Origin of the sequence: Lactococcus sp. dk101 (assembly GCF_009601055.1) — a bacterium.
Taxonomy (GTDB): domain Bacteria; phylum Bacillota; class Bacilli; order Lactobacillales; family Streptococcaceae; genus Lactococcus.
Genome location: NZ_WITI01000007.1, coordinates 1 through 25,975 on the forward strand (window position 1 = coordinate 1; position 25,975 = coordinate 25,975).

The window sequence follows — 25,975 nt, forward strand, 5'->3', positions numbered from 1 at the left end:
TTTTACGTTGACTTGTATTTTATTTTTTTCCATTTTTGTTTCCTATTCTTAATGTTTTTTAATGTCTCTCTCATGCTATAATGTCTGTAGGCTATTGGTAGTAGCCTAGATTATAGAAAGGAGGTGTGTATGATTTATAATTTAGTTAAAAATATGCTTCCATTTTTGGAAAAGTATTCGGGATATATATCTTTGATACTATTTGTTGTTTGGATAATTCAAATGAAGTCAAAACATTATATTCTCTACCTGGAAATTAAAGCCAAGCGAAAACACGAGAAGAATGAAATAGGGTTAATGAATTACAATAACAATAACCCTAACTACCAAATGCAACTTTCAAGCGGGTGGTATAAATTATATGTTTCATACTTAAATTCGAGATACAACACTTTATTCTTGTCTTTGACATTCGCTTATATTTCATTCAATACTAAATCGTACTATGAGAGTTCTAGTGATAATTTTTATAAGCTCCTTGGAATTTCAACTACACTATTTTTAGCAGGTCTATCATATATCCAGCGAAACACAACACAAAAATAATTAGTAAGTACCTATTAATATTTGTATGAATTTGAACTGTACATGTAATGTCTGGATGCTCTAAATCATCAACTTCAACTACTTCTTTTACCTTGTAATTTTTTAAAATTCTAAAGCTTTCAAGTATTTCTTTTTTTTCTTCATGTTTACACCTAACAGTTATCAATATTACTTGCCTATCTGAAAACATTTCTAATAATTTCGATATCAATTAAATAACTCCCAGTCTTCTCTTAAAATATCTTGACCTCCTGGATTCCAATATCTTCTAGGTTCGGGATATTTTTTTTCATACCCATCTTTTGTTTGTCAAAGTAAGGTTTATCTCCCATAAGTACCATGCCAAGCGAAGCTGAGGTAGTTGGAATAATAATAACTCCACTTTCTTTGTAATCATCGTTTGTAATCGCCTTATTTTCGTCTAAGGCTTTTTTTGTTGCTTCGATAATATTCATTTTCTTGTTTCCTTTTCTAATTTTTTTTAATGTCTCTCTCGTGCTATAATGTCTGTAGGCTATTGGTAGTAGCCGTGATTATAGAAAGGAGGTGTTTTATGACTAAAACTAATGAAAAAATAGCTCATGATTTGGCAATTTGCATTTTAAATAATCCTGAAAATGTTGAAAACTTTTTTTCTGTTTTAGAGGAAGCAGAAATCATTAACGAAGATGAAAACATTCCTAAAAAATATGTTGTTGCTTACCAAAACATAGTTAACACCATTGAATCTGAACTAAATAACTAATTTATCCCCCACTTGTTAGCTTTTTTTCTATTAGCTTTAGTGGGTTTACTTATTGCGATTTTTTCTATTTTTTTGACTGCTTCTTCAATGATGAATCCGCCTGTATCTCCCCAAAGAAGAAACTTTCCTTGTTTTACAGCCTTGATCGCTTCAGCGTAAGTTGGAAAAGCATATAATGCTTCATCTACCAATTGATCTATGAGTTCATTTGTTGCATTTCTGCACGCTGTTAATTTTTCAATGAATTCTTTATCGTTCATCTTTTTCTCCTTAAAACAGCTCAAGCTGCATCATTCTTTTCAATAGTTGGTAGAATACCTTCAGACTTAAGCACGTTGTAAATGAATATCCGTCCTTTTTGAGTCCATTTAGTGTTCATGACGACTTTTTCACCACCTTTTTTATAGTTAGGTAGGATTGTCGTATCGCTAAACGTGTATCCGTGATTTTTGTGTTTGGCATATAATAGCCACTGACCGCCGACTTTATGTTGAATTTGTAGTTCAAATAGCTTTTTATTTAGTGCCTGTGCTGTCATGCCGTAGTCGTCAGCAATTTGACTAATCGTTACGAGTGACTTAGACTTAAGAATGCGATCATAGTAATCAGCCTTTGGGCGACTTTCAGCGACTTGTTGAGATAACATCGCTGTTTTTTCTTGTTCTGTTTTGAGCTGTGTGGCAAGCTGAATGATGAAGTCTGGGCTAGTCAATGTTTTTTCAATGACTTCGCTAGTCATGTACGCTCCGTGCTTGCGGATTGTTTTCATAGTTTCTTTAACTTTCTTCTTGAAAAGTTTTGCTTGTTGTTTTCTTGACTGCATTAAAACTTCATAAAGTCCATCTTCAGTTAAAAACCACATGTTTCGATTTTGACCTGATGTAGATACTACCGACATCAGCTTTTCATCATCATCAATATTATTAAGCATGTCACGATTATTTTTAATTTCTAACATTTCTGCAATATCTTTTGCTAAAAACAACGGATTTTCTGCTGTACCATATATTTTTGCTTTAAATCCATCAACGTTTTGTAATACGTTCATTTTCGTGTTCCTTTCGTTATTTGGAAACCCAGCTGTTTTTTGTCAGCCAAGCTTTTGCTTTATTTTTATTGAAGCTATAGCCATTCCTACCGCCTTTAGGATATTTAACCCAAGCTGTGGGAGAGCCTTTAGCTTCATCAATACGAGCTTTCAAACTATCGTTTTTATCCAAGAGCTCTCTTACTAACCAAGTGCGACCTCTTCCCGTATAGTTTTTAAGCCACTCCCAGCCAACGTATTCGTTCTCCTCATCACTAACTGTTATTTTTACTCCGCTAACAGCATCGGAAACAATTTGATTAATTATTCTTAGCTGCAACGGTGTAAATACATCTTCTTCCTTCATTGATTCTCCTTTGAAAACGATTTGTGTTGCAACTTGTCAACTTTTAATGTAAAAAAATATGATACCTCAAAAAGTTTATGCTTATCTATCCCAGTTGCATCTGAAATTTTCTTTATTAGTTCGACATCTAATTTTGAAGGCTTTTTTCGTAATCTGTACAAATAACTTTTGTCAATATTAGATTTTGCAGCAATAGCCGAGTATTTCATGCCAGTTGACTCTAGTAGGTCATCAAGTGGTTTATATGTTTTTTTCTCTCCCATCATGGCTCCTTTCCCAAATTCTTGTTGTTTTTTAATCCTCTAGTGCTATAATGTTATTAGAGCAAGCATTACTAGTAATAATGCCTACCCTAATAATATAATAGAGAGGAGATAATAATATGCACTCTACAGGCGAAAAACCTGGCAAAGGTGAGTACTATTGCACAAATTGCGGGCAAAATGTGTCACTTGACCAAAGCACAGATACTTTACCACCTTGCCCACGTTGTAACCACACCCAATTTAAAAAAGGGTGAGTCGTGAGAGAATCGTAAGATTCTCTTTTTAAATTTCAATTTCACGACTAAAAAAGCAGAAATGTTTCCCTAAAATATCTAATTGTATCCAAGAAACAGCTTTTCTAGTGTTTTTTTCATCACTGTATTTTGTAATATAATGTTTAACCATTTTTCTCCTTCCTGCCCTTTGGGCTATTTACTTTAACAAGTACTCGTCACGGGGTTTACGCAACGTACCCACACCCTGCACAAGTCCGAAACATTACGAATTACTCGGCAAATGCTGTGTTTGTTCTCTGTATTTCTTAAGTATGATTTAATTATAAAGTATAAGTTGTAATTTGTCAACTTTTTAGGTTGGCTTTTGTCAACTTTTCTATTGCAATTTAATCCCTTTTTATATATAATATAACTATGAAAAATAAAGCATTCGCAGATAGATTGAAAGAAGCCAGAAAGTCAGCAAAACTTTCCCAGCAGTCATTAGCTGACAAAATTGGGCGCACAAAGTCAACAATTTCTAGGTGGGAAAGTGGAGAAAGAAATCCTAAAATGTTTGAGATGGTTGAATTAGAAAATATTCTTGGAGTATCTGCCCAAACATTGATGTTCGGAAAAGATAAAATTGAATCAGACGCTATAACTCCTCACATTTTAAGAGTAAGTTCACAACTTAACAAAACGAGACAAGAAAAAGTCCTTAATTTTGCTGTTGCTCAATTAGATGAACAAGAATTAGAAAAAAATAAAATAATTGACATTAGTAACCAATCTCGTACTTCTCAATTAACTGCCGTTGAAACAGTAGAAAAAGTTTCTGCTGGATTTGGATTCCATTATGGTGAAAATGAAAAATCTCTCTATTACACCCTAAGAACAGATTTACCACGATTTGATTTTGCAACCGTTGTTGATGGAGACTCTATGGAGCCTACACTTCATGACGGAGATGTTATTCTTATCAAGCAAACGTACGATACCCCTCAAGGTGGTATCTATGTCGTTGACTATGATGGTACCTCTTGGGTAAAAGAAGTTACTCTTGACGAAGAAGAACTAATTTTACATTCAGTTAATGAGAAATATCGTGATAGATTTCTTCCAGTTCCTCCTGAGGATGGTGAATATTGGAATATTGTCGGTGAAGTCGTTGATTGGTTTACACCAGAAATTGTATAGGAGAGTTTTTTTATGGATATTGATGAATTTAAAGACTACGTTGAAAAGAATAGTAATGCTAAAGATATTTTCACTGCAAAAATGAAAGAGTATCTCAATTCAGTAATTATTTCTGGAGATGGTAAAGTTACTTTGACCCAATCTCAAGCTGAAAGTGAAATTAAAAAATCTTGGAACCAATCAATAAAAAAATTGTACGATTCAGTCAAAAGAAATGTTACTACTAAAGCATCAGATGCACATGAAACAAAAGTTGAAAAATGGTTAAACAAATTAAGTGAGCTGGAAGTTTTGGATAATTTTACTGAAGAACTTGATAATATGGAATTTGATTAAATTGTTCTGCTGAAAAAATATACTATGAATAAAAAATAGCCACCATACGGTGGCTAATCTTATATAGAGGTACATTATGGCATACTTTAGAAAAAGAGGTAAGGTATGGGAATATCGAATATCCTATAAGGATAGAGCTGGTAAAAGTAGAATTAAATCAAAGGGAGGTTTTGCTACAAAGAAAGAAGCTACTAACGCTTCACTCGAAGAAGAAATGAAGCTTAACAGAAAGATTTTTGAAGATAAGTCATTGATTTTTTCTGATTTTTTTAAGAAGTGGGCTGAAATTTACAAAGAACCTATTGTAACTGTAGTTACTTACAAAAAAATACTTATGTTTTCAAAGCAAGTTGAACGTTATTTTGGCGATGCTAAGGTTGTAGATATTTCTCCGACATACTATCAAGAATTACTCAATGATTACGGAAAAAAGTATTCTCAAGAAACAATTACTCAATTTCACCATTACGTTAAAGCAAGTATGAAAATTGCTGTTAGAGAAAAACTCGTAGATCAAAATTTTGCTGAGTATGCCACCGCTAAATCAAAAGTAAAGAGTAGACCGATAGAAGAAAGTTTTTTAGAAGAAGATGAATTTTTGAAATTAATTGAGCAGTCAAAGGCTAAATATCAAATTAAAAGCCACATGGCTATCTATCTAATTTGTGTTTCAGGAATGAGATTTGCTGAATGTATCGGATTGACCTGGAAAGATGTAGACTTTGACAAAGGAAGTTTAAATATAAACAAAACATGGAATTACTCTATTACACATAATTTTGCGGAAACAAAAAATAAGTCTTCCATTCGAATTATTCCAATCGACTCAGAAACAGTTAATTTGTTAAAAAAATTCAAAAAGGAGCAACCAAAGGACAAGTATAATCGTATCTTTGGCAATATAACGCATACGGCCGTTTCTAAGGCACTTAAACGAGCTGTTGGTAGAAATATCCATATTCACTCTCTAAGGCACACATACGCCTCTTATTTAATCTCACAGGGCATTGATTTAATTTCTATATCTAAAATACTGGGACATGAAAATCTAAACATAACTCTTTCTGTTTATGCGCATCAACTTGATAAATTAAAACAGAAAAATGATGATAGGGTGAAAGAGGTATTCAATAAAATTAATAGCTAAATTTTAGCTATTTTTTTGACCTAAATTTGACCTAAATTTGACCTAAATTTGACCTAAATGACCTAAATTTGACCTAAATTTTTTGAGACAAAACAAAAGTCTAGAATAAATAAACATGCTAAAAACCGCACTGTTATGCGGTTTTTAATTCTCGTAACTTATCGTAGATTGTTACAATTAAGGAGAGAAGGGGATTCGAACCCCCGAAACGCTTGTGACGTTTACACACTTTCCAGGCGTGCTCCTTCGACCACTCGGACATCTCTCCATGACCTTACTTAGAATTATTTTCGAGAATAAATCACTGTTAAAATTTATTCCGTGAGGAATTACGTTGTCCATTTGCTTATTTGCTGAAGCAAAAAGAGCAAAGGGCACTCGGTCATCTCTCTGTGAATTTACTTAGCCTTATTTTCGAGAATAAATCGTTATGCATGTTTATTCTAACAAATTTTATAAGAATTGTCATTTTTGAATATGGTCAGCGCTGACAACTCATCATATCAGCTTTTCTTTATGAATTTGCTCCACCGCAGCATTTCCGTCATTGAGTTTGTCCCAAATCACTGCTTTTCCTGCTTTCAAGGATTTTTTCACATCAATAATCCGCTGATTGCTGGAGCCGCGAAATTGCAGGTTCAGATTTTTCTTTGCCAGCTCAAAACGGCCGTCCACCAAAATATCAAGCAACCGTAACATTTCCTGCTTGTCAGCACTGACAACCTCCGACTCAAGCTGTAATTCTTCCCAAGTGTAGCCCGTCCATGACCAGATGTCCTTCTCAGGTAATTCTCGACGAATACGGCTTAATAAAGGTAATAAAATTCCAGTATTCAAGAAAGGCTCACCACCAAGGAGGGTCAATCCCTGCACGTAAGGTTGTGCCAAATCTGCCATGATTTGGTCTTCCAGCGCTTGCGAATAGGGCTTGCCATACTGAAACGACCAAGTCGCTTGATTGTAACAGCCCGCACAATGAAAGAGACAGCCCGACACATAGAGCGAGCAACGCACGCCCTCACCGTCCACAAAATTGAACGGCTTATAATCCGCAATGTAGCCCTGCGACAAATCAGCCGCGCGCCATTCATTTGGCTTTGGGTTGTTCATTTTCAAATCCCTCCTCCAATTTATTTATCGTTTTGCGAAGTGCTGATTTTTCAATCACTTTTGTCTGACAGCTCTGATCTGCTGGCTCAAAATCACCCGCAAATTCTCGGTCAATCCACAGGAAAATCCAGTCGTTCATTTCTTCTATCATTTCAAGTGAATATGAAACCTCCTTATCCCCTCCCATCTCAAAGCATTGCGTTGACGGGTTGTAGAAAAAGAGACTGTCGCCAATCGTGCGGTCGAAATATTCAAAGTCGTGTGTGTAAAAAGCGCAGAGGGATTGTTTGTTCATTTAAGTTTCCTATTTTAGATTTTTTGTTTGTTTATCAAAATCTGAGATAATTTTTTGTGTTTTGTTAAACGCATCGTATTCTTGGCTGGCGGCTGATTTTGCCTCTTTCATTGACACTTTCCCATAACCATCCAAAACTTGATACTCCCTAAATGCTAAAAAATTATCAATGCTTTGAGCACAATCTTCCATTGTGAAATTCGTCCGCCGCTCAATTAAATCCTCGATATAATCCAGATAACTTGACACGTTCCGTTCCAAACTCTTGATTTGCTTTTCATCCAGATAATTTTTAGCAATTCCGGTATCACTCTTTAAAATTCGCCCATCCGGAGAATTTTTCCAAGTGGTCAATCCCATATTTGCATTTTTATGATTAGCGCGAGATTTGATAATTTCAGCTGCCGTTTCACCGGTAATCGCGTAGTGAAACTTGTTTTGAACTAAGGCGTAAAACCGCTTTGTTACATCGCTGTCTTTATCATAATCTGATGAAATTTCTGCAAAAATATCCGTCACTTTCTGCCAAACACGCCGCTCACTCGCACGAATCGAACGAACGCGTTCCAGCAATTCTTGAAAATAATCTTGATTAAAAATTCGCTCGCCTTGCTTTAACCGCTCATCATCGAGCACAAAACCTTTAATCATAAATTCTTTCAAGATTTTAGTTGCCCATTGACGAAAACGCGTCGCTTTTTGCGAGTTCACACGGTAGCCGACAGAAATGATCGCGTCAAGATTGTAAAATCCCGTCTTATATTTCTTTCCATCTGTGGCAGTATATTCCATTTTGGAATATACTGCCGACTCTTGCAATTCCTGACTTTCAAAGATATTTTTTAAATGTTTTGCAATCGCTGGCTGCCCTACATCAAACAAGTCACTCATTGATCTTTGAGTCAGCCAAATCGTCTCATCTTTTATCAATGCATTGATTTCAGATTCATTATCTATCTGATAAATTTGAAAATTTAAGTTTTCTTTTTCCAATAATATACCTCTATCTATTTATACGTAAAAAATTGAAATTGTAATCTACTTCATCGCTAGCTCTCACAGTGTATGTATTCAATATTCTTTCAGAAGCGTATTATCTCATTCTAAATGTTTTTGTTTAATAAACCTCTATGTTATTGACCTGAATAAATTCATCATTAAATTTTTCATTCAATACCTCATCTGCAATACCTAGTTCCCTCAACAGCAATACATAGAAATAAAGTTTTAATTTTTCCGTATAAATTATTAAATCCCCGTCAAACTTTAAGTTTAAACTATTTTCTTTATCTCCGTGAACGACATTATCTCTGGTGTCTTTCATTATCTCCGAAAACTGTTCAATAAAGTCAGTAGCTTGGCCTGTGTAATCCCCATCTTTTATTTGAATGGATTTTTTCAACTCATTCGGTAATTGTCTGATTCCATAGATTATTTTCTTTTTTAAATCTGTAATCAGTTTCCCATTTGATGGGTAAGTAGAACCCTTATAATATGTTTCAAGCCCATTTGTTAAACTCGTCATTACATTTTCAACATATAAATTATCATTCATTGTGGAGACAAAGGCTCTAGCAAGCTTTTGCAATTTCAAATTATTTACAAATCCTTCAAGTATTTTAGAAAACTCCAAGTCTCTCAAATGCAACTTTAACTCTCTGGCTTTCAAATCAGGGTTGTAAGCTTTATTTTTTCCTTGATTAATAAATAGATTTTCTCTTCTATCATCAGCCTTATTTGTTTCAGCATCAAGGCCTAAATAATCGTTTTGCAAAACATAATTAAAAAATATGTACTTTCTCATCAAAACAGAAAATAAATCTTTCAAAATATAAATCAACTCTTGAACTTTATCCCTACTCATTTTACTTTCAAACTCAAAAACCAAAAAATAAGTAAAAGAGATGCCTATTCTCTTTCTATCTAACAAGTCTGGACTTGTCGCTCCTGTAAAAACTTTTACTTTAATTTTTTTATCTTCCCAAATTATTTCATCATCAAGTAAATAATTTTTCTTCTGATAAGATACTGTGATTTCATCTTCTTTTTCTTCCCACCGACTTATCACTTTGAATCTCGGGGTATCAACAAAAATATCAAAATAATCAAAAGCTAACTGAATCTTTTTCACATCTTCATCTAATTCAAATTGGTTTACCATTCTAAAATTTGAAATTTGATACGTCGATGTACTGTTGCCTATGTCTCCAATAGCCGCATAATTGCTAGTACCTATAAGCTGAAATTTATCCAAAACAGCTTTGAAGCCTCCATCGATAGATTTAATATATAAATGTTTCAAATCTTTGCTAGTTCTAACCGTATTACTCCAACCCACCTCTACGCCTGCATTTTCATTCTTTTTTAAAATTAAAGGAAGTTGTAATGTCGTTTTTTCGGCCGAATACTTAAAATAACCAATAATAGCGGTTCGCTGATCAAGCGTTGTTCCAAAATCAAATTCAGTTAATTCATCAGTTACATAAACTAGTGCCTCGAAAGAATCATTCATATTGTAGTCTGTATAACTCATTCATTCTCCCTCCACAATTCTAATTTCTTCCTCCGTCAATCCATACAACTCATAAACCAACGTATCAATCTCTCGATCCGTCGCCGTCAAGACCGCTGTCAGCTCTGACAAGTCCGCCTTGTAGCCGTCGAAATACTCTTCCCACTCGTCCTGTTCTTTCAGTGACAGCTTGACCTTCACCTTCTTCAGCTCCGCCAAAAATTCCTTGAAGGTCAAGGCGTCAAATTTCTCCAACTTATTGGAAAGCTTCACCAACTCAAAATTAGAAGTTAGGCTCTCCATATTTAATTTTACACGAACAAAATTATTATCCGTGATATGACAATTCATTTTCAAATTCCCAGCCTTGGTCCGTATATTTAAATGCCATCAAACTAGCCGCAGGTGTTGTCAAATTACCAAACCCCATTGCCATCAGAATTTCTTGAATGACTCCTCCGTGGGTAACAATCAAAATATTAGTATGGGATATTTTTGCATGCTCTGTTAGTAAAAGCCAAGCATTATTTACTCTATTATGAAATTCATGAGGACTTTCTCCCATTGGATATGATTCATCCCAACTTAAAGTAGACCGATATAAACCTGGAAATTTATTGTCTGCTTCACTATTTAGCATTCCTGCTAATTTTCCGTTATTCATCTCTCTGAAATTGTCATCAAATTCAATTTTCAAATGAATCATTTGATGAATAATTTCAGCCGTTTCTTTACTTCTCATTAAATCACTTGAAATAAATCGAGAAATCTCAAGTGATTTAGTATTTGATTTTATAAATTGAGCCAAGTTATTAACTTGTAAAATACCTTCATCGGTTAGTCCAAACTGGCTCCATCCTCCACGAACATCTGTTCTATCTTGTCCATGTCTTACAAGATAAATATTCATTTTATTCTTACCTTAGTTTATCATTTTTATATTAGAGGTCACCCCACAAAATACCCACTCTTGGCCTCATCCACAGCCACTGAATCAATATTCTCGCCGTTGGTCAAATGTCCGACAACTCCTGCCATGTGCTTGACACGACTGGTGATTTCGGAGTGTCTTCCATGCACCATGGGGCGCGCCTGAGGGTTGCCGAGATAACCGCAGGTTCGTTTGACCACATCGCAGGTTTTAGGGTCTTGATTGCCACATTGAGGGCATTTGAAGCCTTTAGCGGTTGGCGCAAAGTCGCCCTCAAAGCCACAGGCATAGCAATGGTCAATCGGGGCATTGGTGCCGAGATAGCCGACACGGTCATAAGCATAGTCCCAGACTGCTTCTAAAGCCTTTGGATTTTGCTGAATCATCGGATATTCGCAATAATGAATGAAACCTCCATTGGCATAGACAGGATAGTCCTTTTCAAAGTCAAGCTTCTCAAAAGGTGTCGGATTTTTACGAATGTCATAGTGGAAAGAGTTGGTATAGTAATCTTTTTCTGTAATGTCAGGGATTGAGCCAAACTTTTCCTTGTCCATCCGGCAAAAACGGTCGGTCAGCGACTCAGACGGCGTGCTATATACTGAGAAATGATAACCTGATGCTTTTGACCACTTTTCACAGTCCTCATGCATCTTTTTGACAATCTCAAGCGTGAAAGCTTTGGCCTCGGGATTGCTTTCCCATGTTGGCCCATAAAAAGTCGTTGCGACTTCGTAAAGCCCGATATAGCCTAGGCTTACAGTTGCACGTTCATTCTTGTAAAGTTCATCAACCGATTGATTTTCGCTCAAGCGTCCAAGCGCGCCATTCATAAATAAAATCGGTGCATTTTTGGGTTGTGCTTCTTTGGCACGTTCCACACGAAAAACAAGCGCGTCTTTGGCAATGCCAATTCGTTCGTTGAAAATGTCCCAGAATTTTGCTTTGTCGCCTACCGCTTCTAACGCAATCCGAGGCAGATTGACTGTGACAACACCCAGATTATTTCGTCCCGCCGTGACTTCGTTGCCTTGGGCGTCTTTCCAGCCTTGTAAAAAGCTCCGGCAGCCCATGCTTGCTTTGAATGAGCCAGTTAATTCGACAATCTTGTCATAGCTCAAAATATCTGGATACATGCGCTTGGTTGAACATTCCAGTGCCAGTTGTTTAATGTCATAATTGGCTGTGCCGATTTCGAGATTGAGTCCACGTTTCAAAGTAAAAATTAACTTAGGAAAAATGGCAGTCCTATGGTCTGAACCCAGTCCTTTAATGCGGACGTTCAAGATTGCCTTTTGAATTTCACGCGCATACCAATCCTGTCCCAAGCCAAAGCCAACTGTCACAAACGGCGTTTGTCCATTACTTGTAAACAAAGTATTGATTTCATATTCGAGCGATTGCATGGCATCATAAATATCTTTGACTGTCTTTTCTTTTGCATAATCAACGCGTTTTTCAGGTGCGTCAATCCATTTTTCAGCGTCTCTCATGTGCTTTTCATAATTCAATTTGGCATAGGGTGCCAAAATCTCATCTGCACGGTCAAATGAGCAACCACCGTATTGAGAACTTGCCACATTGGCAATGATTTGGCTGGTTTGTGCTGTCGCTGTCTGAATGGATTTCGGACTGTCCACCTGTGCATTTCCAAGCTTAAAGCCATTTTCAAACATGTTCTTAAAGTCAATCAAGCAACAGTTGGCCATGGTCGTATAAGGGCTATAATCCAAGTCATGATAATGGATTTCGCCTTTTTGGTGGGCATTTGCGACATGAGGAGGCAAGATTTTGAGTCCTATAGCTTTGGATACGGCACCTGCGGTCAAATCACGCTGTGTATTAAAGACATTGCTGTCTTTATTTGCATTTTCGTTGACGACGGTACTGTCACGATTGATCAGTTTTTCAATCGTAAAATTGATGTCCGTTGCTTTTTTGCGGTCAAAATCACGTTTTGTCCGATAACGAACATATTCTTCGGCAAGTCCAATCTCATCTGCCTCTAATAATTCATGCTCAACAATATTTTGAATTTCATAGATTTTGACATTTTCATGGAAACGATTGAAGATTTCTGAAATGACCCGATCTGTCACGGCTTCAATGCGTTCTTCCTGTGTATCATTCCAACTGGTAATTTTGTCGGAAGCTTTTTTTAGCGCCTGAAAAATTTTATCCTCATCAAATTTTACCGAGCGTCCGTCACGTTTTATGACGTTCATCGTCCGCTCATCTAAATCCAAATTTGCTGTCCATAGTTTCATTTTTCAGTTCCTCCAAAAAGTTTTTCGTTGTTACTTCTAAAATACTTGTGATTTTTTAATCAATCTTATTCTACCAAATTATTATCTTTTTGTACACCATATCTAGTACATTTTTTTAAAATTTATTTATTTTAACACAAGATATAGTTTCCGTAAAAAATGTAAGATTCAAGTACAATTACCGTAAAAGGACTCAAAAAAACCGCTCAATAGCTTGAGCGGTTCGTGTCATGAAAAAATATTATTTAATTTTCATTACTTTTTTGCAACTAAACGTTGGATTGCTTTCACGATTTCAACAATGATGACAACTGAAACCGATGCGGCAAGCACCATTGCCCATTGATAGAAATCAAGATGTGAAACATGGAAAATACTGTTGAGTCCTGGCACCATGATAACTGCGGCAAGCAAGACAAAGGAAACCAAGATTGACAAGTTGAAAGTCTTAGATTTGAAGACACCAACTTTGAAAATCGATTGATGAAGTGATTTGACGTTGAATGCATGGAAGAGTTGGATTAAACCAAGTGTTGCAAAAGACATGGTCAAGGCATCTTGATGGATCATGTCATAATTTCCCGGATGTGCTGGGAATGCAATCGCTAAGCCATAAATTCCGAGCGTCAATGCAGCTTGAACTACACCTTGATAAACGGTTGATGACAAGACACCACCGCTAAAGAAGCTGGCATTTTTACCACGCGGTTTTTCTTGCATGGCTCCTGGTTCATTTGGCTCTACACCAAGCGCAATCGCTGGGAAAGTATCTGTTACCAGATTGATCCAGAGCAACTGAACAGGTAACATAACGTCCCAACCTGCTAAAGTAGCAATGAAAATGGTCAAAACTTCGGCTGTATTTGCTGACAAAAGATATTGAATGGTTTTTTGAATATTGGCAAAGACTTTACGGCCTTCTTCAACGGCAACAATTATGGTTGCGAAATTATCATCGGCAAGCACCATATCTGATGCACCTTTTGAAACTTCCGTTCCAGTAATTCCCATTCCGATACCAATATCTGCTTGTTTAAGGGCTGGTGCGTCATTGACACCATCCCCTGTCATCGCAACGACTTTGTTTTCATTTTGCCATGCTTTTACGATACGCACCTTATGTTCAGGCGATACACGCGCATAAACAGAATATTGTTCCACTTGTTTTTGGAAATCATCATCAGAGAGTTCATTCAGTTGAGCACCTGTCAGGACGTGTCCTTCGCTATCGTCAGCACTGATAATTCCCAAACGTTTGGCAATGGCTTCAGCAGTATCTTGATGGTCACCCGTAATCATGATTGGACGGATTCCTGCCTCTTTAGCAACACGTACTGCTTCGGCAGCTTCCGGACGTTCTGGGTCAATCATACCGACCAAACCAGCAAAAATTAAATCATTTTCTAAATCTTCACTGGTCAATTCATCAGGAATGACATCAATATATTTATAAGCCATCATCAAGACTCGCAACGCTTCATGAGCCAACGCATGATTTTCAGCTAAAATATTTTCTTTATCTTCAATCGTCAATGGTGTGATTTCGTCATTGACTAATTTTTTTGATACCCGTTTGAGCAATTGATCTGGCGCACCTTTGACCGCAACGAAAAATTGACCATCAGCAAGTTGATGAATGGTTGACATGAGCTTACGATCACTGTCAAATGGCAGTTCAGCCACACGTGGATTTTCTGTCAGCTCTGACGAAAGATTGAAGGCTTTATCTTGTCCAAATTTGACCAAAGCGGTCTCTGTAGGGTCACCAATCAGCTCACCTTCTTGCGAAATTTTTGTATCATTGGCAAAGTTCATGACTCTTAGTGTCATGTCGTCAAGACTGATGTTTTCACTGGCATCAACAAGTTTACCGTTGGTCAAAAGTTTTTCAACCGTCATCTTGTTCATGGTCAATGTTCCTGTTTTATCAGAAGCAATGATTTCGGTTGAACCCAGTGTTTCAACCGCTGGAAGTTTACGCACGATTGAGTTTCGTTTGGCAAGCACCTGTGTACCAATCGCAAGCACGATGGTTACAATCGCAGGTAATCCTTCTGGTATGGCAGCAACGGCAAGCGCAACAGAGGTCATCAAGCCTTGCAAAACACCCTCTTGTGTGATGGTATCAAGGCGTAAGATATGAACTAAGAAAGTGATTAAGGCAATCCCCAAAATAGCCCATGTCAGAACTTTAGACAGACGATTTAAATTGCGTTTCAAAGGCGTTTCTGTTTCATCAGCCAGTTCAATCATTTTCGCAATTTTACCGACCTCGGTGTACATTCCCGTAGCAACGACAATCCCTGTTCCGCGACCATAAGTTACGTTGGCATTCTGATAGGCCATGTTAATTCGGTCACCAATTCCGCTGTCAGCACTGACAAGATTGCGCGCGTCTTTTTCAACAGGAACAGATTCTCCTGTCAAGGCTGCTTCTTCGATTTTCAAGCTGGCAGACTCAATAAGGCGCATATCAGCTGGGACAACATCGCCCGCTTCAAGCAAGACAATATCGCCTGGCACAAGTTCTTTACTATCAATCTCAAGCACGTGACCATCACGTTTTACGCGAGCTGCTGGCGAACTCATGTCTTTCAAGGCTTCAATCGCTGCTTCAGCTTTTCCTTCTTGGTAAACACCAAAAATCGCATTGATGACAACAACAGCCATGATGATAATCGCATCTGAAATATCATGACCACCACTTGTCACTACTGACAAAATCGCCGCGATAATCAAAATGATAATCATTAAGTCTTTAAATTGTTCAGCAAACTTGACCAGAAGTGATTTCTTTTTGCCCGCTGACAATTCATTTCTGCCGTAATCTGACAAGCGTTTTTGTGCTTGTTCACTTGACAAGCCATCGTCAGTACTGACGAATTCATCATAGATGTCTGGCATTGGCATCTGATGAAAAGCTTTGATGTTTTGAGTTTTCTTCTGTTCTTCTGGCAAAATGGTTCCTCCAATAATCAACCTAGATATAAATAAGCAGTCATTATGCTAAAAAAAGAGACCCGTAGCACAATGCCACAAGTCTCGCTGTTTAATACGATACCGAGCTTACGCTGTATTGACGGTATCATAAGAAGCTTACTTGCTTCCCGCTACTCCCTTGAGTGTTTTAATTATATCAAATTTTAATAAAAAATCAAACCAAAATATGTTTAGCGTTCAATATAAATATTAGTCTATAAATAGTAATATTATGCTAAATTATAAATAATTTAAAATTAAATTGAAATTGTTGTCTTATCTATGTTAGAATATGTTTATCTATCAAATAAAATTCAGAGTGAGTAGTTTCAGTCAGAAAGGACACGGCATGCCTCAATCACGGATTAAGAAAAAAAACCAACATTTAAAAAAGAAAAATTACAATTTTTATAAACCCACATCAAAAGCTGTCAGTACTGTCCTTTTAGCAGGTACTTTGACAACGACTGCCGAAATTTTATTGGATTTTCATGCGCCTAAAGCGGAAGCTGCGACAACGACCAGCCAACAAAATTTTATCGAAACGATTGCAGCGTCGGCAAAGCCTGTCGCTGATGCCAATGGCTTGTATCCGTCCGTCATGATTGCTCAAGCCATTTTGGAGAGTAACTGGGGGCAAAGTTCGCTCTCAAAAGCGCCTTATTACAACTTATTTGGCATTCAAGGAAGCTATCAAGGCAAGAGTATCTCGCTCACAACCCAAGAATACATCAATGGCAAATATGTCACTAAAAAAATGCCATTCCGTCAGTATCCATCTCACAAAGAAAGCTTTCAAGATAATGCCCGCGTATTAAAAACAACTAATTTCGGGTCAGGTTATTTCTACCGTGCGGCTTGGCGAGCAAATGCTGCGACATACCAGCAAGCAACAGCTGCATTGACTGGAAAATATGCAACGTCACCAATTTATGGACAATCACTCAACACACTGATTTCTCAATATAATTTGACCCGTTTTGATGGCGCAAGCGCAAGCACCAGCACGAGCAACACTACGACATCAACGGTTTCCAATACAGCCACAACTACGCAAAGCAAGACTTATACTGTCAAATCAGGCGACACTTTGTGGGGCATCAGCCAGAAAAATAATGTCACTGTTCAACAAATCAAAAGCTGGAACAAACTTACAAAAGATACGATTTTCGTCGGGCAAAAGCTTAATCTTTATGCAACGACAACAACAAGCACAGCATCAACAAATACGGCATCAAAAACAAGCAATTCGACAGCCTCAAGCACGAAAACAACGACTTCTACTAAGACTACAACCGTCAAAGTCGTTTCTGGCAACACCTTGTCAGGACTGGCAGCCAAATACAAAACTTCTGTCAGCCAACTCAAATCTTGGAATAATCTCAAAAGCGACCTTATCCTCGTTGGCCAAAAATTGATTGTCGCCAAAACAACGACCACAACAAACAATCAAACCACTGCTAAGACGACAACCACCAATTCAACGACTTCTAAAACCAGCACCAGCAGCACAAAAATTCATAAAGTCGTCTCTGGAGACTCCCTTTGGAAACTTGCTCAAACCAACAAAGTCAGCGTCCAACAAATCAAATCTTGGAACCATCTTTCAAGTGATTTAATTTTAGTTGGTCAATATCTAAGAGTCAAATAAAAAAACTGCACATGTGCAGTTTTTTTCTCATTCATTTATCATTTCGATTTGGCAAGATTTCATGGTTTCAATCGCCGCCAGATGACTTTCTGGAGTTACGCCCGCACAACAAGAAACATCAACCTTAATTTTTACCTCTGGTGCAAATGCCTTAATAAGTAAAGCATTAGAAACCACACAAATATCTGTGCAAATCCCGATAAGTTCAACCTCATCAACATCTTGTGCTTTTACAAATTGAGCGAGTTCGATTGAACCAAAGCTATTTTTTTCAAAAATTTTGGCAAATCCAAGCTGTGCTTCCTTGCGGATTTCCCAACCAAAAGTGCCTTTTTGACAGTGCAAAACTGGAAGATTTTTTCCTTCTTGAGTTGAAAGATAATCCTCAAAATGCGTATCTTGCGTTGCAAATCGATTTTTTTCCTCATAGCTTTCAATCTTTTTGACAACATTTCCAATGATGGCCTGTGCCTCTTTTGTCCCCAAACTGCCGTCAATAAAATCATTTTGGAAATCAATAACGAGAAGTATTTTTTTCATCTTCTAACCTTTCTGTGATTTTTTTAATTATAACATGAAAGTTGTTCATTTTTTTCTCATTTGATAATTTTTTGTTTTGTATGACTCAATCAGTTACCAAAATGATTTCGCCACAGCCATTATTGAAAAATACGACAACTAAAAAAACGACGTGTAGGCACGCCATTTTTTATTTGTCATATTAGAAATCAACTTCATCTGGATTGCTTGCAAGTCCTGCTTTGCCATGAAGTCCATCGATAAAGGCGATGTCTTCCACAGAGAGTTTGAAGTCGAAAAGTTGTGTATTTTCGATGATACGCTCTGGTGTAACTGACTTAGGAAGTGGCAAATAACCTTTGTGCAATGACCAACGAAGCACGACTTGGGCAACAGTTTTATTGTATTTTTCAGCAAGTGCTTTAAGTTCTTCAATTTCAAAAATACGCCCTGTACCAAGAGGACTGTATGCCTCTGTCAAAATATTGTGTTTGACATCATATGAGACAATTTCTCTTTGTTGGTCACTTGGGTTAACCATGATTTGATTGACTGCTGGCACAACTTTTGCTGTTTTCAACAATTTGTCCAAGTGATGACGGTGGAAGTTTGAGACACCAATGGCACGTGTTTTTCCTGCTTCAAGAGCAGCTTCCATTGCTTTCCAAACAGCCGCGTTTCGACTTTCAAAATCTGGACGAAATGCTTTTGGATTTGGCCAATGAATCAGATAAAGATCCACATAGTCAAGACCAAGTTTTTGGAGAGAGTCATCTAGCGCTTTTGCCGCATCTTCAGTCGTTCCAACGCCCCAAAGTTTTGTCGTAATGAACAATTCATCGCGTGGAATTCCAGAATCCGCAATCGCTTGACCAACCGAAACTTCATTGCCATAGACAGCGGCAGTATCGATATGACGGTAGCCAGCTTCGAGTGCGACTTTTACAGCATTGTATGCTTCGTCTCCATCTTTTGATTGCCAAGTTCCAAAACCAACTTGTGGAATTTTCACCCCATTATTGAGGGTATAAGTATCAGTTAAAGTCATCTTCTTTCTCCTTCACATTTTGATAAGTCCATTTTACCACTTTTAAATGTGAATAAAAAAAGATTTCGCTTTAAAAATGGTAAAATAGAATAGAATAATATTAGAAATAATATTTATTTCTAATTCAAATATAAATCATCTCATAAATGAGTCTTTTCTCATTTACGAATTCATGGAGGAAAATCATGGCAGAAGTAGAAAGTTTTCAACTTGACCACACGGCAGTGCTTGCCCCTTACGTTCGTTTAATCGGTGCTGAAAAAGGGCCTAAAGGCGACGTGATTACAAATTTTGATGTTCGTTTTGTTCAACCCAATGCAGATGCTATTGGAATGGCAGCACTTCATACGATTGAACACAGCATGGCTAGTCTCATTCGTGACCGTATCGATGGCATGATTGACTTCTCGCCATTTGGTTGCCAAACTGGTTTCCACATGATTATGTGGGGAGAACATTCAAGCGATGAAATGGCGAGCGTTATCAAGTCTTCACTTGAAGCCATTGCTGCTGATTCTTTTGACTGGAAAGATGTTCCAGGTGTTGCCGAAAAAGAATGTGGAAATTACAAAAATCACAGTGTTTTTGGTGCAAAAGAATGGGCTAAAAAAATTCTTGCGCAAGGCATTTCAACAGACCCTTACCAAAGAAAAGTGATTTAAATTTAATATCAAATAGAAATGAGAAACAATGGGGAAATATCAACTCGATCCGAAAGGCCAATCGGTCGCACAAAAATTTCACGAAAAAAATTCTACTGAAGGCGGAAAAGGCATTAACACAAGAAATGCAACGCAAGCAAAAATTGCTGCCCTCCGTAAAAAAATGGAAGGAAAGAAAAAATGAAACAAATGAATATTGCCTACGTTGGCTTTGGAAAATCAACCAACAGCTATCACATTCCTTATGTCAAAACGCGTGAAAACATTAAGATTGCTCGCGTTGTCAATCGTACATTAGGCAAAAGACCTGCCGATCAAGCAGCACTTGAAGCAACTGGAACGATTTTTTCAACCGACATCAATGATATCATTACTGACAAAACGATTGATTTGGCGGTCATTGTAACACCTGCCATGGCGCATTATGAAACTGCGAAACAACTGCTTCTGGGCGGAAAAAATGTCTTGTGCGATAAGCCTTTGGTTGAAACGCGTCAACAAGCTCAAGAATTGATTGACCTTGCCAATGAAAAGGGACTCTTTTTCATGCCATTTCAAAATCGCCGCTTTGACAGCGACTTTTTGACAGTTAAAAAAGTAATTGAAGCTGGTTATTTGGGCGACCTCGTTGACATCACTGTCAACATGGATCACTTCCGTCCAAATGATGCTGCCAAAGGAACTGATTTTGACGGCGCTTGGTATGGTCATGGGGTTCACATGGTTGACCAAATGGTTTCACTTTTTGGTAAACCAACTGATGTACAATATGACATTCGTTCAGCACGCGACGCAAATGCAGTTGATGATTACTTCTCAGTCAACTTGCTTTATCCTAATCTCCGCGCTACTGTTGCTGCAACTGAACTTGCGGCACTTCCACATCCAAAATGGATTGTTTACGGAACGCGCGGTACTTTTGTCAAAATGGACGTTGACCAACAAGAAAATGATTTAAAAGTTGGTATCATGCCTGGAACAGAAGGTTTTGGACTTGATACAGCCGCTGATTTTGGCACATTGACTTACTACAACGGCAATGGCGATCGGATTGTGAAACATATCCCGTCAGTTACAGGCGATTACGCACGCGTCTATGATGCTGTTTACGAGTCTGTCATCAATGGCAAACCAAAACTTGTCAGCGATGACCAAATTTTAACCGTCATTGAAACTTTAGAAAATGGATTTAAAAAATAAAAAAGACTGTCAGTACTGACAGTTCTTGATTTTACAGGTTTTAAATGCCTCTCTATTTTTTCTAGTGATAAAATATTTTGAAATATCATTAAAGATACGGTATATTTATATTAAAGCTGGAGAAAAAAATGAAAGATAAACTTTACTACGAACGACAAGCAGATGAGTCTGAATTTCTTGAATGGTATCAAAAGCAGGACTTGCCCCATTATGAAAAGCCTTCTGTAACGATTGATAACGTCATTTTTGCCTTTGACAAAAGCGATGAGTGTTTAAAAATGCTTTTAATCAAACGGGCCGCTAATCCCTACAAAAACAGATATGCATTACCCGGTGGCTTTATCAATCCCAATGAAGACGCCAAAGAAGCTGCTAAAAGAGAGACCTTTGAGGAAACAACGGTAAACATTCAAAATGAAAATCAAATGTGGCAAATTGGAGCCTTTTCTACACCTTATCGTGATCCAAGAGGCTGGACAATTACCATTGCACATACGACTTTCTTATATCCATTCGTTAGTCCACAAGCTAATGACGATGCTGCCAGTTGCGAATGGGTCACTGTTATGCCAGTAGGTTCTGCGGCTGACAGGCTCTATTTTATAACCGAGTCTGGACAACGCATTGATTTGGAAACAGATTTTGCCTTTGACCATTCAGAAATTATCAAAACAACTTTTGAGCGGATTAGGTCTTCGCTCAGTTTTAATGCCGATATTGCTCAGGTTCTAGGACCAACATTTACGAGCAATCAACTGCGCAACTTATTCTACTACTTTGATTGTAAATTCAACGAAAAATACAATACTTCAAATATTGTTACCACTTATGTAAAGCGGCTGAAAATTTTTGAAAAAGTAGGACAAATGACGGTCAATGAACAATCCGCTGGCCGCCCCAAAGCACTCTTTAGTTTTGTACAAAACGAAAAATAAACTCTAAAAAGAGCATCGTTTAGCGATGGTCTTTTTTTTAGCAAAAAAGTATCTTCTTGTTGACAAATATTTTTATTAAAGATATAATATATCTAATTCAATAAAGATACGTTGTAATTTTAATGAAAAAGGAGACAAAAATGCAAACGGCGAATTTGAATAAAGAAAAATTAACTGGAAGTAGGATTGGTGTTGTCTTTGGAACTTTCGCTCCCCTCCACCTCGGTCATCAAAAAATAATCTATAAAGCATTGATGGAAAATGATAGCGTGGTACTTATCGTTTCTGGCTATCTGGATGACCGTGGCGACCAAATCGGCTTGCCACTGGACAAACGTTTTCGCTATCTTCGAGAAACATTCAATGATGAATTAAATCTTCGGATTGACATTCTTGATGAGACTGATTTACCTCGCTTGCCAAAAGGTTGGGAGCAATGGACAAAGCGGCTAACAACCGTCATCGAGGACAATCTTAAAGGAGAACAGCCGCATCACTACAAAGTATATGTGGGTGAAAAAGAATATGTCTCTGAACTGCAAAAACGCTTGCCCGAAAATTTTGAAATCGAATTACAAAATCGTGAAGAACTTCCAATCACAGCGACTGACATTCGCGAAGCTCCACTCCAACATTGGAATTCAATCAGTCGTGTTTTCAGGCGACATTTCACAAAGAAAATCTTGATTGCTGGGTCTGCTTCCACCGGAAAATCTACCTTAGTAAAGCGTTTGGCTAGAACATTCAATGCTCCATTTTCAGAAGAATTCGCCCGAACTTATGAAGAACAAAACAATGTCAATGATGATGAATTAAGAGCTTCTGATTATGCCGAATTTATTTTGGGCCAATGGAGTGCAAATTATCAAGAGGTTATCAATCCTTCCAACAATGGACTCACTTTTTTCGATACCGATGTTATGGTTACCAAGGCTTATGCACAACTTTATTTATCCGAAACGGACAATGCCGAACTTCATTCCTTATTTGACATGATGATTAAGAGAGAAAAATTTGACTTGATTTTCATTATCCCACCAATCACAACCTATGTCGATGACGGCTTTAGAAATATGGACTGGGCCAACTCGACTGACGCTTATCATCACGCCTTGATGGAAATCATCAGTGCTTACGGCTTTTCAGATAAGGTTGTCATTCTTGACGACAAAGGAAAAGACGAGTACGACGGATTTTATCAGCGCTACCTACATGCTTGCAAGGCTGTCAGCACACTCTTAGAGGAACAATAAACCCCAGACAATCTCAAGATTGTCCTAGAAAGCGAACTTTTATGAAAAACACAAACAATTTTGATCTCACTATTTTTATTTCAGGAATGAAGGAAGTCTTCAATCCAAAAGAAATCTTTAAAGAGTTGACAACGATGACTTTGAAAGATAATCTTTTACTTTTTTTCCTCTTAGCTGTCCAATTTATCGCATACTTTTTGACTTCAGCCTATGATTTGATGAGTAATTTATCACTCATCGTTGGCTGTTTAACAATCGTCAATCTTATTCTTGTCAATCGCGGACGCATTACAAATTATGCTTGGGGAACAGTGAGTGCCATATTTTGGCTTGTCGTTGCCATTCAATCTCAGTTGTTTGGCGATGTTTTCAGCCAAACTTATTATGTTGTGATGCAGTTTGTAGGGATTTATGCTTGGAAAAAATCATTGGATAAGACGGAAACTAAGGAAGTGGCTCCGCGAAAAATCAGTCTCAAGATGGCTTTGATTGCGCTACTTGGATTTGTGGTGATTTATCTAGTCGTTCTTGCCACTTCTTCTCATCTTAATGGTCAACAAATCTTTTTAGATGCAACGCTTTTGCCACTTGCTATCATTGGTCAATTATTGATGACCTTTGGCTATCGAAGTCAATGGCTGGCTTGGTTTTTGATAAATGCCATCAATATCGTCATCTGGTACAACAACTGGCAGTTGCAAGGCGACGCAGCCTTTGGCATGTTTATCCTGCAAATCTTAATGTTTATCAATGCCATTTACGGATCATACCTGTGGTTCAAAAAACCCTCTGAAGATACCTACGAGACAGCAAAAGCCAAATAATAATCAACCAAAAATCCCAAAAGTTAATTTTGGGATTTTTTTGTTTTATTTATTTCTGTCAGCTCTGACAATAAAATCTGACTCAATCGGAATTTGCTTCATTTCTTTTGAGATTGCTAAACTAAAAGCTTCTCTACCCAGTTGGAGATAATGATTGTCAACGGTTGGCAAATCAAGCAAGCGACCTGAGAGAAGTTTTTCCTGTCCAACAATGATTGGCTTGGGTATTTTTTTCTCGTCAAACCACTGCCAAACACCCGCAGCAATATTATCAGAATTGGCAAACACAGCATCAAAACTGCGCATTTTATCTGCCAAACGATAACCATCCTCGTCAGAGACAGCCCCTGTCATTATCTGTTGCTCTGTCACTTTTTGACCAAAAACTTTTTCGTAAGCTCTGACCGTTACCGATGTTGTTGGGCTTTTTTCACGCGCCAACAAAAAGCCAACGGTCTTTACATTTTGAGTTTTCAGCCAACCAAATGCTTTTTCATAGCCCAGTTCTCTTTGCGTGTAAATGGCAGAAATTTGACTGCTCTGCGGTTTATGACAAAGAACAATCGGCCCATATTTTTGATAGGGTCTTATTTTTTCTTCGCTGATTTGAACCGACGTAAAAATCAATGCTTCAAAGGCTTTTTTGCGAAATTGTTCAAGGTATTTCAACTCTAAATTTTCATCATAATCGGACGGCAAAATCACTATTTTGTAGCCACTGTCAAAACTTTTTTCCAACACGCCTTCCAAAATTTGTTTGAAAAAAGGGTGTTTGATATGCGGTACAATCAATCCGATATTGTGATTGGTTCCTTTTGCCAAATCTTGTGCAATTGCATTTGTGGCATAATCCAGCGAATCCGCGCAGTCTAAAATCTTTTGTTTTGCTTCCGGCGATACGTAACCATTTCCTGATATGGCACGTGATACCGTCGATTTAGAATAACCTGTCAGCTTTGACAGATCTGAAAGTGATGTCATGCAAACTCCTATTCATTAAGTCGCCAGCTCATCAAGTGAAAATCCAGTCCTCATGCTTGATGTTCATAGAAAAGCAAAGCCAATTCAGCATTCTCCAACGTCCATTCGTGGATTAGCTAGCACTTGCTTGGTTTAAATCATGGATTGCCGAAATGGCTTGGGCAACGCCAGAATCAGTATTTTTCCCTACGACCATTTTAGCATATTTTTTGACCTGCTGATTTGCATTTTCGACCACAATCGGAAGGCCAACCATTTGAAGCATTGGAATATCATTTTCCCCATCCCCAATCGCCGCTACTTCATCATTTTGTAGGTCTGATGTTTTCAAAATCGTGGAAATTGCGTCTGATTTACTGTAATGATCCGAGGTAACTTCCAAATACCAAGCACCCGATTGTTTGACCGAAATCCCTGAAAAATTGAGTTCCGCCAGTCTTTCCTTGATTTCTTCCATCTGAGTGGGATCAAAAACCATCATCATTATTTTGTAAATTTCAGATTGACCGTTGAATGGTTTAAAAGTCGGTGTCAAATGAGTCAACGATTTTTGAATGAAAATTCCTTTGTCTTGTTTTGCCGCATACCAATGCGAAAGGCTGTACCAGCTCAAGCTGACTTGGGGAAATTCAGTCGAAATCAAGTCAATAATACTTGTGACCGTTTCACAAGCAATAGTATGTTGGTCTAAGACTTCAATGCCATATTCATTTTTTTGGAAGGTCAGATTACCATTATAAGCAATCTGAGGGCCTGAAACATTGAGTTGCTCAATCAAAGGTAGCATTTCCAAAGGGCTACGTGCTGAAACCAGACTTACTGGAAGTTGACTGTAATAAATCGCCCAAACATTTTGTTCAGGAAGATTCCCACGTGCGTCCAATAATGTGCCATCAAGGTCTGTAAAAATATGTTTAATTGTCATGTCAATCTCCTTTAAGATTTGTCTTTTATTTTTA

At 37.6% G+C, this 25,975-nt stretch carries 30 protein-coding genes and 1 tRNA gene; 12 read left to right on the forward strand and 19 right to left on the reverse strand.

Features of this window, described 5'->3' with window-relative positions; genetic code table 11:
- Nucleotides 1-779 precede the first annotated feature (779 nt).
- Nucleotides 780-1,001, reverse strand: a complete 222-nt coding sequence (locus GHI45_RS06495; RefSeq protein WP_147780108.1) for a hypothetical protein — start codon at nt 999-1,001, stop codon at nt 780-782.
- A 98-nt stretch (nt 1,002-1,099) separates the two neighbouring features.
- Here GHI45_RS06495 and GHI45_RS06500 point away from each other — a divergent pair, with 98 nt between their 5' ends.
- Nucleotides 1,100-1,291, forward strand: coding sequence for a hypothetical protein (locus GHI45_RS06500; RefSeq protein ID WP_147780107.1), 192 nt, complete (start codon nt 1,100-1,102; stop codon nt 1,289-1,291).
- Here the strand turns inward: GHI45_RS06500 and GHI45_RS06505 are convergent.
- Genes GHI45_RS06505 through GHI45_RS06520 form a run of 4 tightly spaced genes read right to left on the reverse strand, consistent with a single transcriptional unit; the run spans nt 1,288 to nt 2,948 of the window.
- Nucleotides 1,288-1,551 carry a hypothetical protein gene (locus GHI45_RS06505; RefSeq protein WP_147780106.1) on the reverse strand — a complete coding sequence of 88 codons (264 nt, stop codon included), beginning with the start codon at nt 1,549-1,551 and terminating at the stop codon, nt 1,288-1,290. The genes GHI45_RS06500 and GHI45_RS06505 overlap by 4 nt on opposite strands.
- A gap of 20 nt (nt 1,552-1,571) precedes the next feature.
- The gene (locus GHI45_RS06510) at nt 1,572-2,339 is read right to left on the reverse strand and encodes a phage antirepressor KilAC domain-containing protein (protein ID WP_147780105.1); all 768 of its coding nucleotides are present in this window, start codon (nt 2,337-2,339) and stop codon (nt 1,572-1,574) included.
- A gap of 16 nt (nt 2,340-2,355) precedes the next feature.
- Nucleotides 2,356-2,685, reverse strand: coding sequence for a DUF771 domain-containing protein (locus GHI45_RS06515; protein ID WP_147780104.1), 330 nt, complete (start codon nt 2,683-2,685; stop codon nt 2,356-2,358).
- Entirely contained in the window at nt 2,682-2,948 is a 267-nt protein-coding gene (locus GHI45_RS06520; protein WP_147780103.1) for a helix-turn-helix transcriptional regulator, read from the reverse strand. The genes GHI45_RS06515 and GHI45_RS06520 overlap by 4 nt, the downstream gene beginning before the upstream one ends.
- A 119-nt stretch (nt 2,949-3,067) precedes the next feature.
- Between GHI45_RS06520 and GHI45_RS11565 the strand changes: the two genes are divergently transcribed.
- Nucleotides 3,068-3,205 (forward strand): hypothetical protein, encoded by a 138-nt coding sequence (locus GHI45_RS11565; RefSeq protein ID WP_147780102.1) that lies wholly within the window; start codon nt 3,068-3,070, stop codon nt 3,203-3,205.
- Nucleotides 3,206-3,233: 28 nt separating this feature from the next.
- On the opposite strand, the gene GHI45_RS11515 is transcribed toward GHI45_RS11565, so the two are convergent.
- A complete protein-coding gene (locus GHI45_RS11515; RefSeq protein WP_255471396.1) occupies nt 3,234-3,356 on the reverse strand; it encodes a hypothetical protein in 123 nt (40 codons plus the stop codon).
- A 245-nt stretch (nt 3,357-3,601) separates the two neighbouring features.
- Between GHI45_RS11515 and GHI45_RS06530 the strand changes: the two genes are divergently transcribed.
- From GHI45_RS06530 to GHI45_RS06540, 3 genes are all read left to right on the forward strand, one after another.
- Nucleotides 3,602-4,366 (forward strand): XRE family transcriptional regulator, encoded by a 765-nt coding sequence (locus GHI45_RS06530; protein WP_147780101.1) that lies wholly within the window; start codon nt 3,602-3,604, stop codon nt 4,364-4,366.
- A gap of 12 nt (nt 4,367-4,378) precedes the next feature.
- Nucleotides 4,379-4,702 carry a hypothetical protein gene (locus tag GHI45_RS06535; RefSeq protein ID WP_147780100.1) on the forward strand — a complete coding sequence of 108 codons (324 nt, stop codon included), beginning with the start codon at nt 4,379-4,381 and terminating at the stop codon, nt 4,700-4,702.
- Nucleotides 4,703-4,778: 76 nt separating this feature from the next.
- Nucleotides 4,779-5,849, forward strand: a complete 1,071-nt coding sequence (locus GHI45_RS06540; protein ID WP_147780099.1) for a site-specific integrase — start codon at nt 4,779-4,781, stop codon at nt 5,847-5,849.
- Between the two features lie 180 nt (nt 5,850-6,029).
- Here GHI45_RS06540 and GHI45_RS06545 read toward each other — a convergent pair.
- The 9 genes from GHI45_RS06545 to GHI45_RS06585 all read right to left on the reverse strand — a co-directional run bounded on the left by GHI45_RS06545 (nt 6,030) and on the right by GHI45_RS06585 (nt 15,874).
- Nucleotides 6,030-6,117: transfer RNA gene (locus tag GHI45_RS06545), tRNA-Ser, on the reverse strand.
- A gap of 230 nt (nt 6,118-6,347) precedes the next feature.
- Nucleotides 6,348-6,959 carry an anaerobic ribonucleoside-triphosphate reductase activating protein gene (gene nrdG, locus GHI45_RS06550; RefSeq protein WP_147780098.1) on the reverse strand — a complete coding sequence of 204 codons (612 nt, stop codon included), beginning with the start codon at nt 6,957-6,959 and terminating at the stop codon, nt 6,348-6,350.
- Nucleotides 6,937-7,254 carry a hypothetical protein gene (locus GHI45_RS06555; protein WP_147780097.1) on the reverse strand — a complete coding sequence of 106 codons (318 nt, stop codon included), beginning with the start codon at nt 7,252-7,254 and terminating at the stop codon, nt 6,937-6,939. Before GHI45_RS06555 ends, nrdG begins: the two co-directional genes overlap by 23 nt.
- Before the next feature lie 9 nt (nt 7,255-7,263).
- The gene (locus tag GHI45_RS06560; protein WP_228386037.1) at nt 7,264-8,247 is read right to left on the reverse strand and encodes a virulence RhuM family protein; all 984 of its coding nucleotides are present in this window, start codon (nt 8,245-8,247) and stop codon (nt 7,264-7,266) included.
- Between the two features lie 124 nt (nt 8,248-8,371).
- The gene (locus tag GHI45_RS06565) at nt 8,372-9,787 is read right to left on the reverse strand and encodes a HEPN domain-containing protein (protein WP_147780096.1); all 1,416 of its coding nucleotides are present in this window, start codon (nt 9,785-9,787) and stop codon (nt 8,372-8,374) included.
- Nucleotides 9,788-10,117 carry a hypothetical protein gene (locus tag GHI45_RS06570; protein WP_147780095.1) on the reverse strand — a complete coding sequence of 110 codons (330 nt, stop codon included), beginning with the start codon at nt 10,115-10,117 and terminating at the stop codon, nt 9,788-9,790.
- Nucleotides 10,095-10,676, reverse strand: coding sequence for a histidine phosphatase family protein (locus GHI45_RS06575; protein WP_147780094.1), 582 nt, complete (start codon nt 10,674-10,676; stop codon nt 10,095-10,097). Before GHI45_RS06575 ends, GHI45_RS06570 begins: the two co-directional genes overlap by 23 nt.
- 38 nt (nt 10,677-10,714) lie before the next feature.
- Complete coding sequence (gene nrdD / locus GHI45_RS06580; protein ID WP_147780093.1) at nt 10,715-12,964, reverse strand: anaerobic ribonucleoside-triphosphate reductase; 2,250 nt, start codon at nt 12,962-12,964, stop codon at nt 10,715-10,717.
- A gap of 255 nt (nt 12,965-13,219) precedes the next feature.
- A complete protein-coding gene (locus GHI45_RS06585) occupies nt 13,220-15,874 on the reverse strand; it encodes a calcium-translocating P-type ATPase, PMCA-type (protein WP_147780113.1) in 2,655 nt (884 codons plus the stop codon).
- A gap of 418 nt (nt 15,875-16,292) precedes the next feature.
- Here GHI45_RS06585 and GHI45_RS06590 point away from each other — a divergent pair, with 418 nt between their 5' ends.
- On the forward strand, nt 16,293-17,594 hold the full coding sequence (locus tag GHI45_RS06590) for a LysM peptidoglycan-binding domain-containing protein (RefSeq protein WP_147780092.1): 1,302 nt from the start codon (nt 16,293-16,295) through the stop codon (nt 17,592-17,594).
- 27 nt (nt 17,595-17,621) lie between these two features.
- Here the strand turns inward: GHI45_RS06590 and GHI45_RS06595 are convergent, their stop codons facing one another.
- Nucleotides 17,622-18,134: a cysteine hydrolase family protein gene (locus GHI45_RS06595; protein WP_147780091.1), complete on the reverse strand. Its 513-nt coding sequence runs from the start codon at nt 18,132-18,134 to the stop codon at nt 17,622-17,624.
- A gap of 181 nt (nt 18,135-18,315) precedes the next feature.
- Complete coding sequence (locus GHI45_RS06600) at nt 18,316-19,161, reverse strand: aldo/keto reductase (protein WP_147780090.1); 846 nt, start codon at nt 19,159-19,161, stop codon at nt 18,316-18,318.
- A gap of 185 nt (nt 19,162-19,346) precedes the next feature.
- Here GHI45_RS06600 and GHI45_RS06605 point away from each other — a divergent pair, with 185 nt between their 5' ends.
- The 6 genes from GHI45_RS06605 (at nt 19,347) to pnuC (ending at nt 24,035) form a co-directional block, all read left to right on the forward strand.
- Nucleotides 19,347-19,823, forward strand: a complete 477-nt coding sequence (locus GHI45_RS06605; RefSeq protein ID WP_147780089.1) for an S-ribosylhomocysteine lyase — start codon at nt 19,347-19,349, stop codon at nt 19,821-19,823.
- A 28-nt stretch (nt 19,824-19,851) separates the two neighbouring features.
- A complete protein-coding gene (locus tag GHI45_RS11275; protein ID WP_187230094.1) occupies nt 19,852-20,007 on the forward strand; it encodes a hypothetical protein in 156 nt (51 codons plus the stop codon).
- The gene (locus GHI45_RS06610) at nt 20,004-21,023 is read left to right on the forward strand and encodes a Gfo/Idh/MocA family oxidoreductase (RefSeq protein WP_147780088.1); all 1,020 of its coding nucleotides are present in this window, start codon (nt 20,004-20,006) and stop codon (nt 21,021-21,023) included. Before GHI45_RS11275 ends, GHI45_RS06610 begins: the two co-directional genes overlap by 4 nt.
- A gap of 128 nt (nt 21,024-21,151) precedes the next feature.
- Nucleotides 21,152-21,958, forward strand: a complete 807-nt coding sequence (locus GHI45_RS06615; protein ID WP_147780087.1) for an NUDIX hydrolase — start codon at nt 21,152-21,154, stop codon at nt 21,956-21,958.
- 140 nt (nt 21,959-22,098) lie between these two features.
- On the forward strand, nt 22,099-23,211 hold the full coding sequence (locus tag GHI45_RS06620) for a nicotinamide-nucleotide adenylyltransferase (protein ID WP_147780086.1): 1,113 nt from the start codon (nt 22,099-22,101) through the stop codon (nt 23,209-23,211).
- Nucleotides 23,212-23,252: 41 nt separating this feature from the next.
- A complete protein-coding gene (gene pnuC, locus GHI45_RS06625; protein ID WP_147780085.1) occupies nt 23,253-24,035 on the forward strand; it encodes a nicotinamide riboside transporter PnuC in 783 nt (260 codons plus the stop codon).
- Nucleotides 24,036-24,080: 45 nt separating this feature from the next.
- Here the strand turns inward: pnuC and GHI45_RS06630 are convergent, their stop codons facing one another.
- Together GHI45_RS06630 and GHI45_RS06635 are read right to left on the reverse strand one after the other, a co-directional pair.
- On the reverse strand, nt 24,081-25,016 hold the full coding sequence (locus GHI45_RS06630) for a LacI family DNA-binding transcriptional regulator (protein ID WP_147780084.1): 936 nt from the start codon (nt 25,014-25,016) through the stop codon (nt 24,081-24,083).
- A gap of 112 nt (nt 25,017-25,128) precedes the next feature.
- Nucleotides 25,129-25,941 carry an HAD family hydrolase gene (locus GHI45_RS06635; protein ID WP_147780083.1) on the reverse strand — a complete coding sequence of 271 codons (813 nt, stop codon included), beginning with the start codon at nt 25,939-25,941 and terminating at the stop codon, nt 25,129-25,131.
- Nucleotides 25,942-25,975 lie beyond the last annotated feature (34 nt).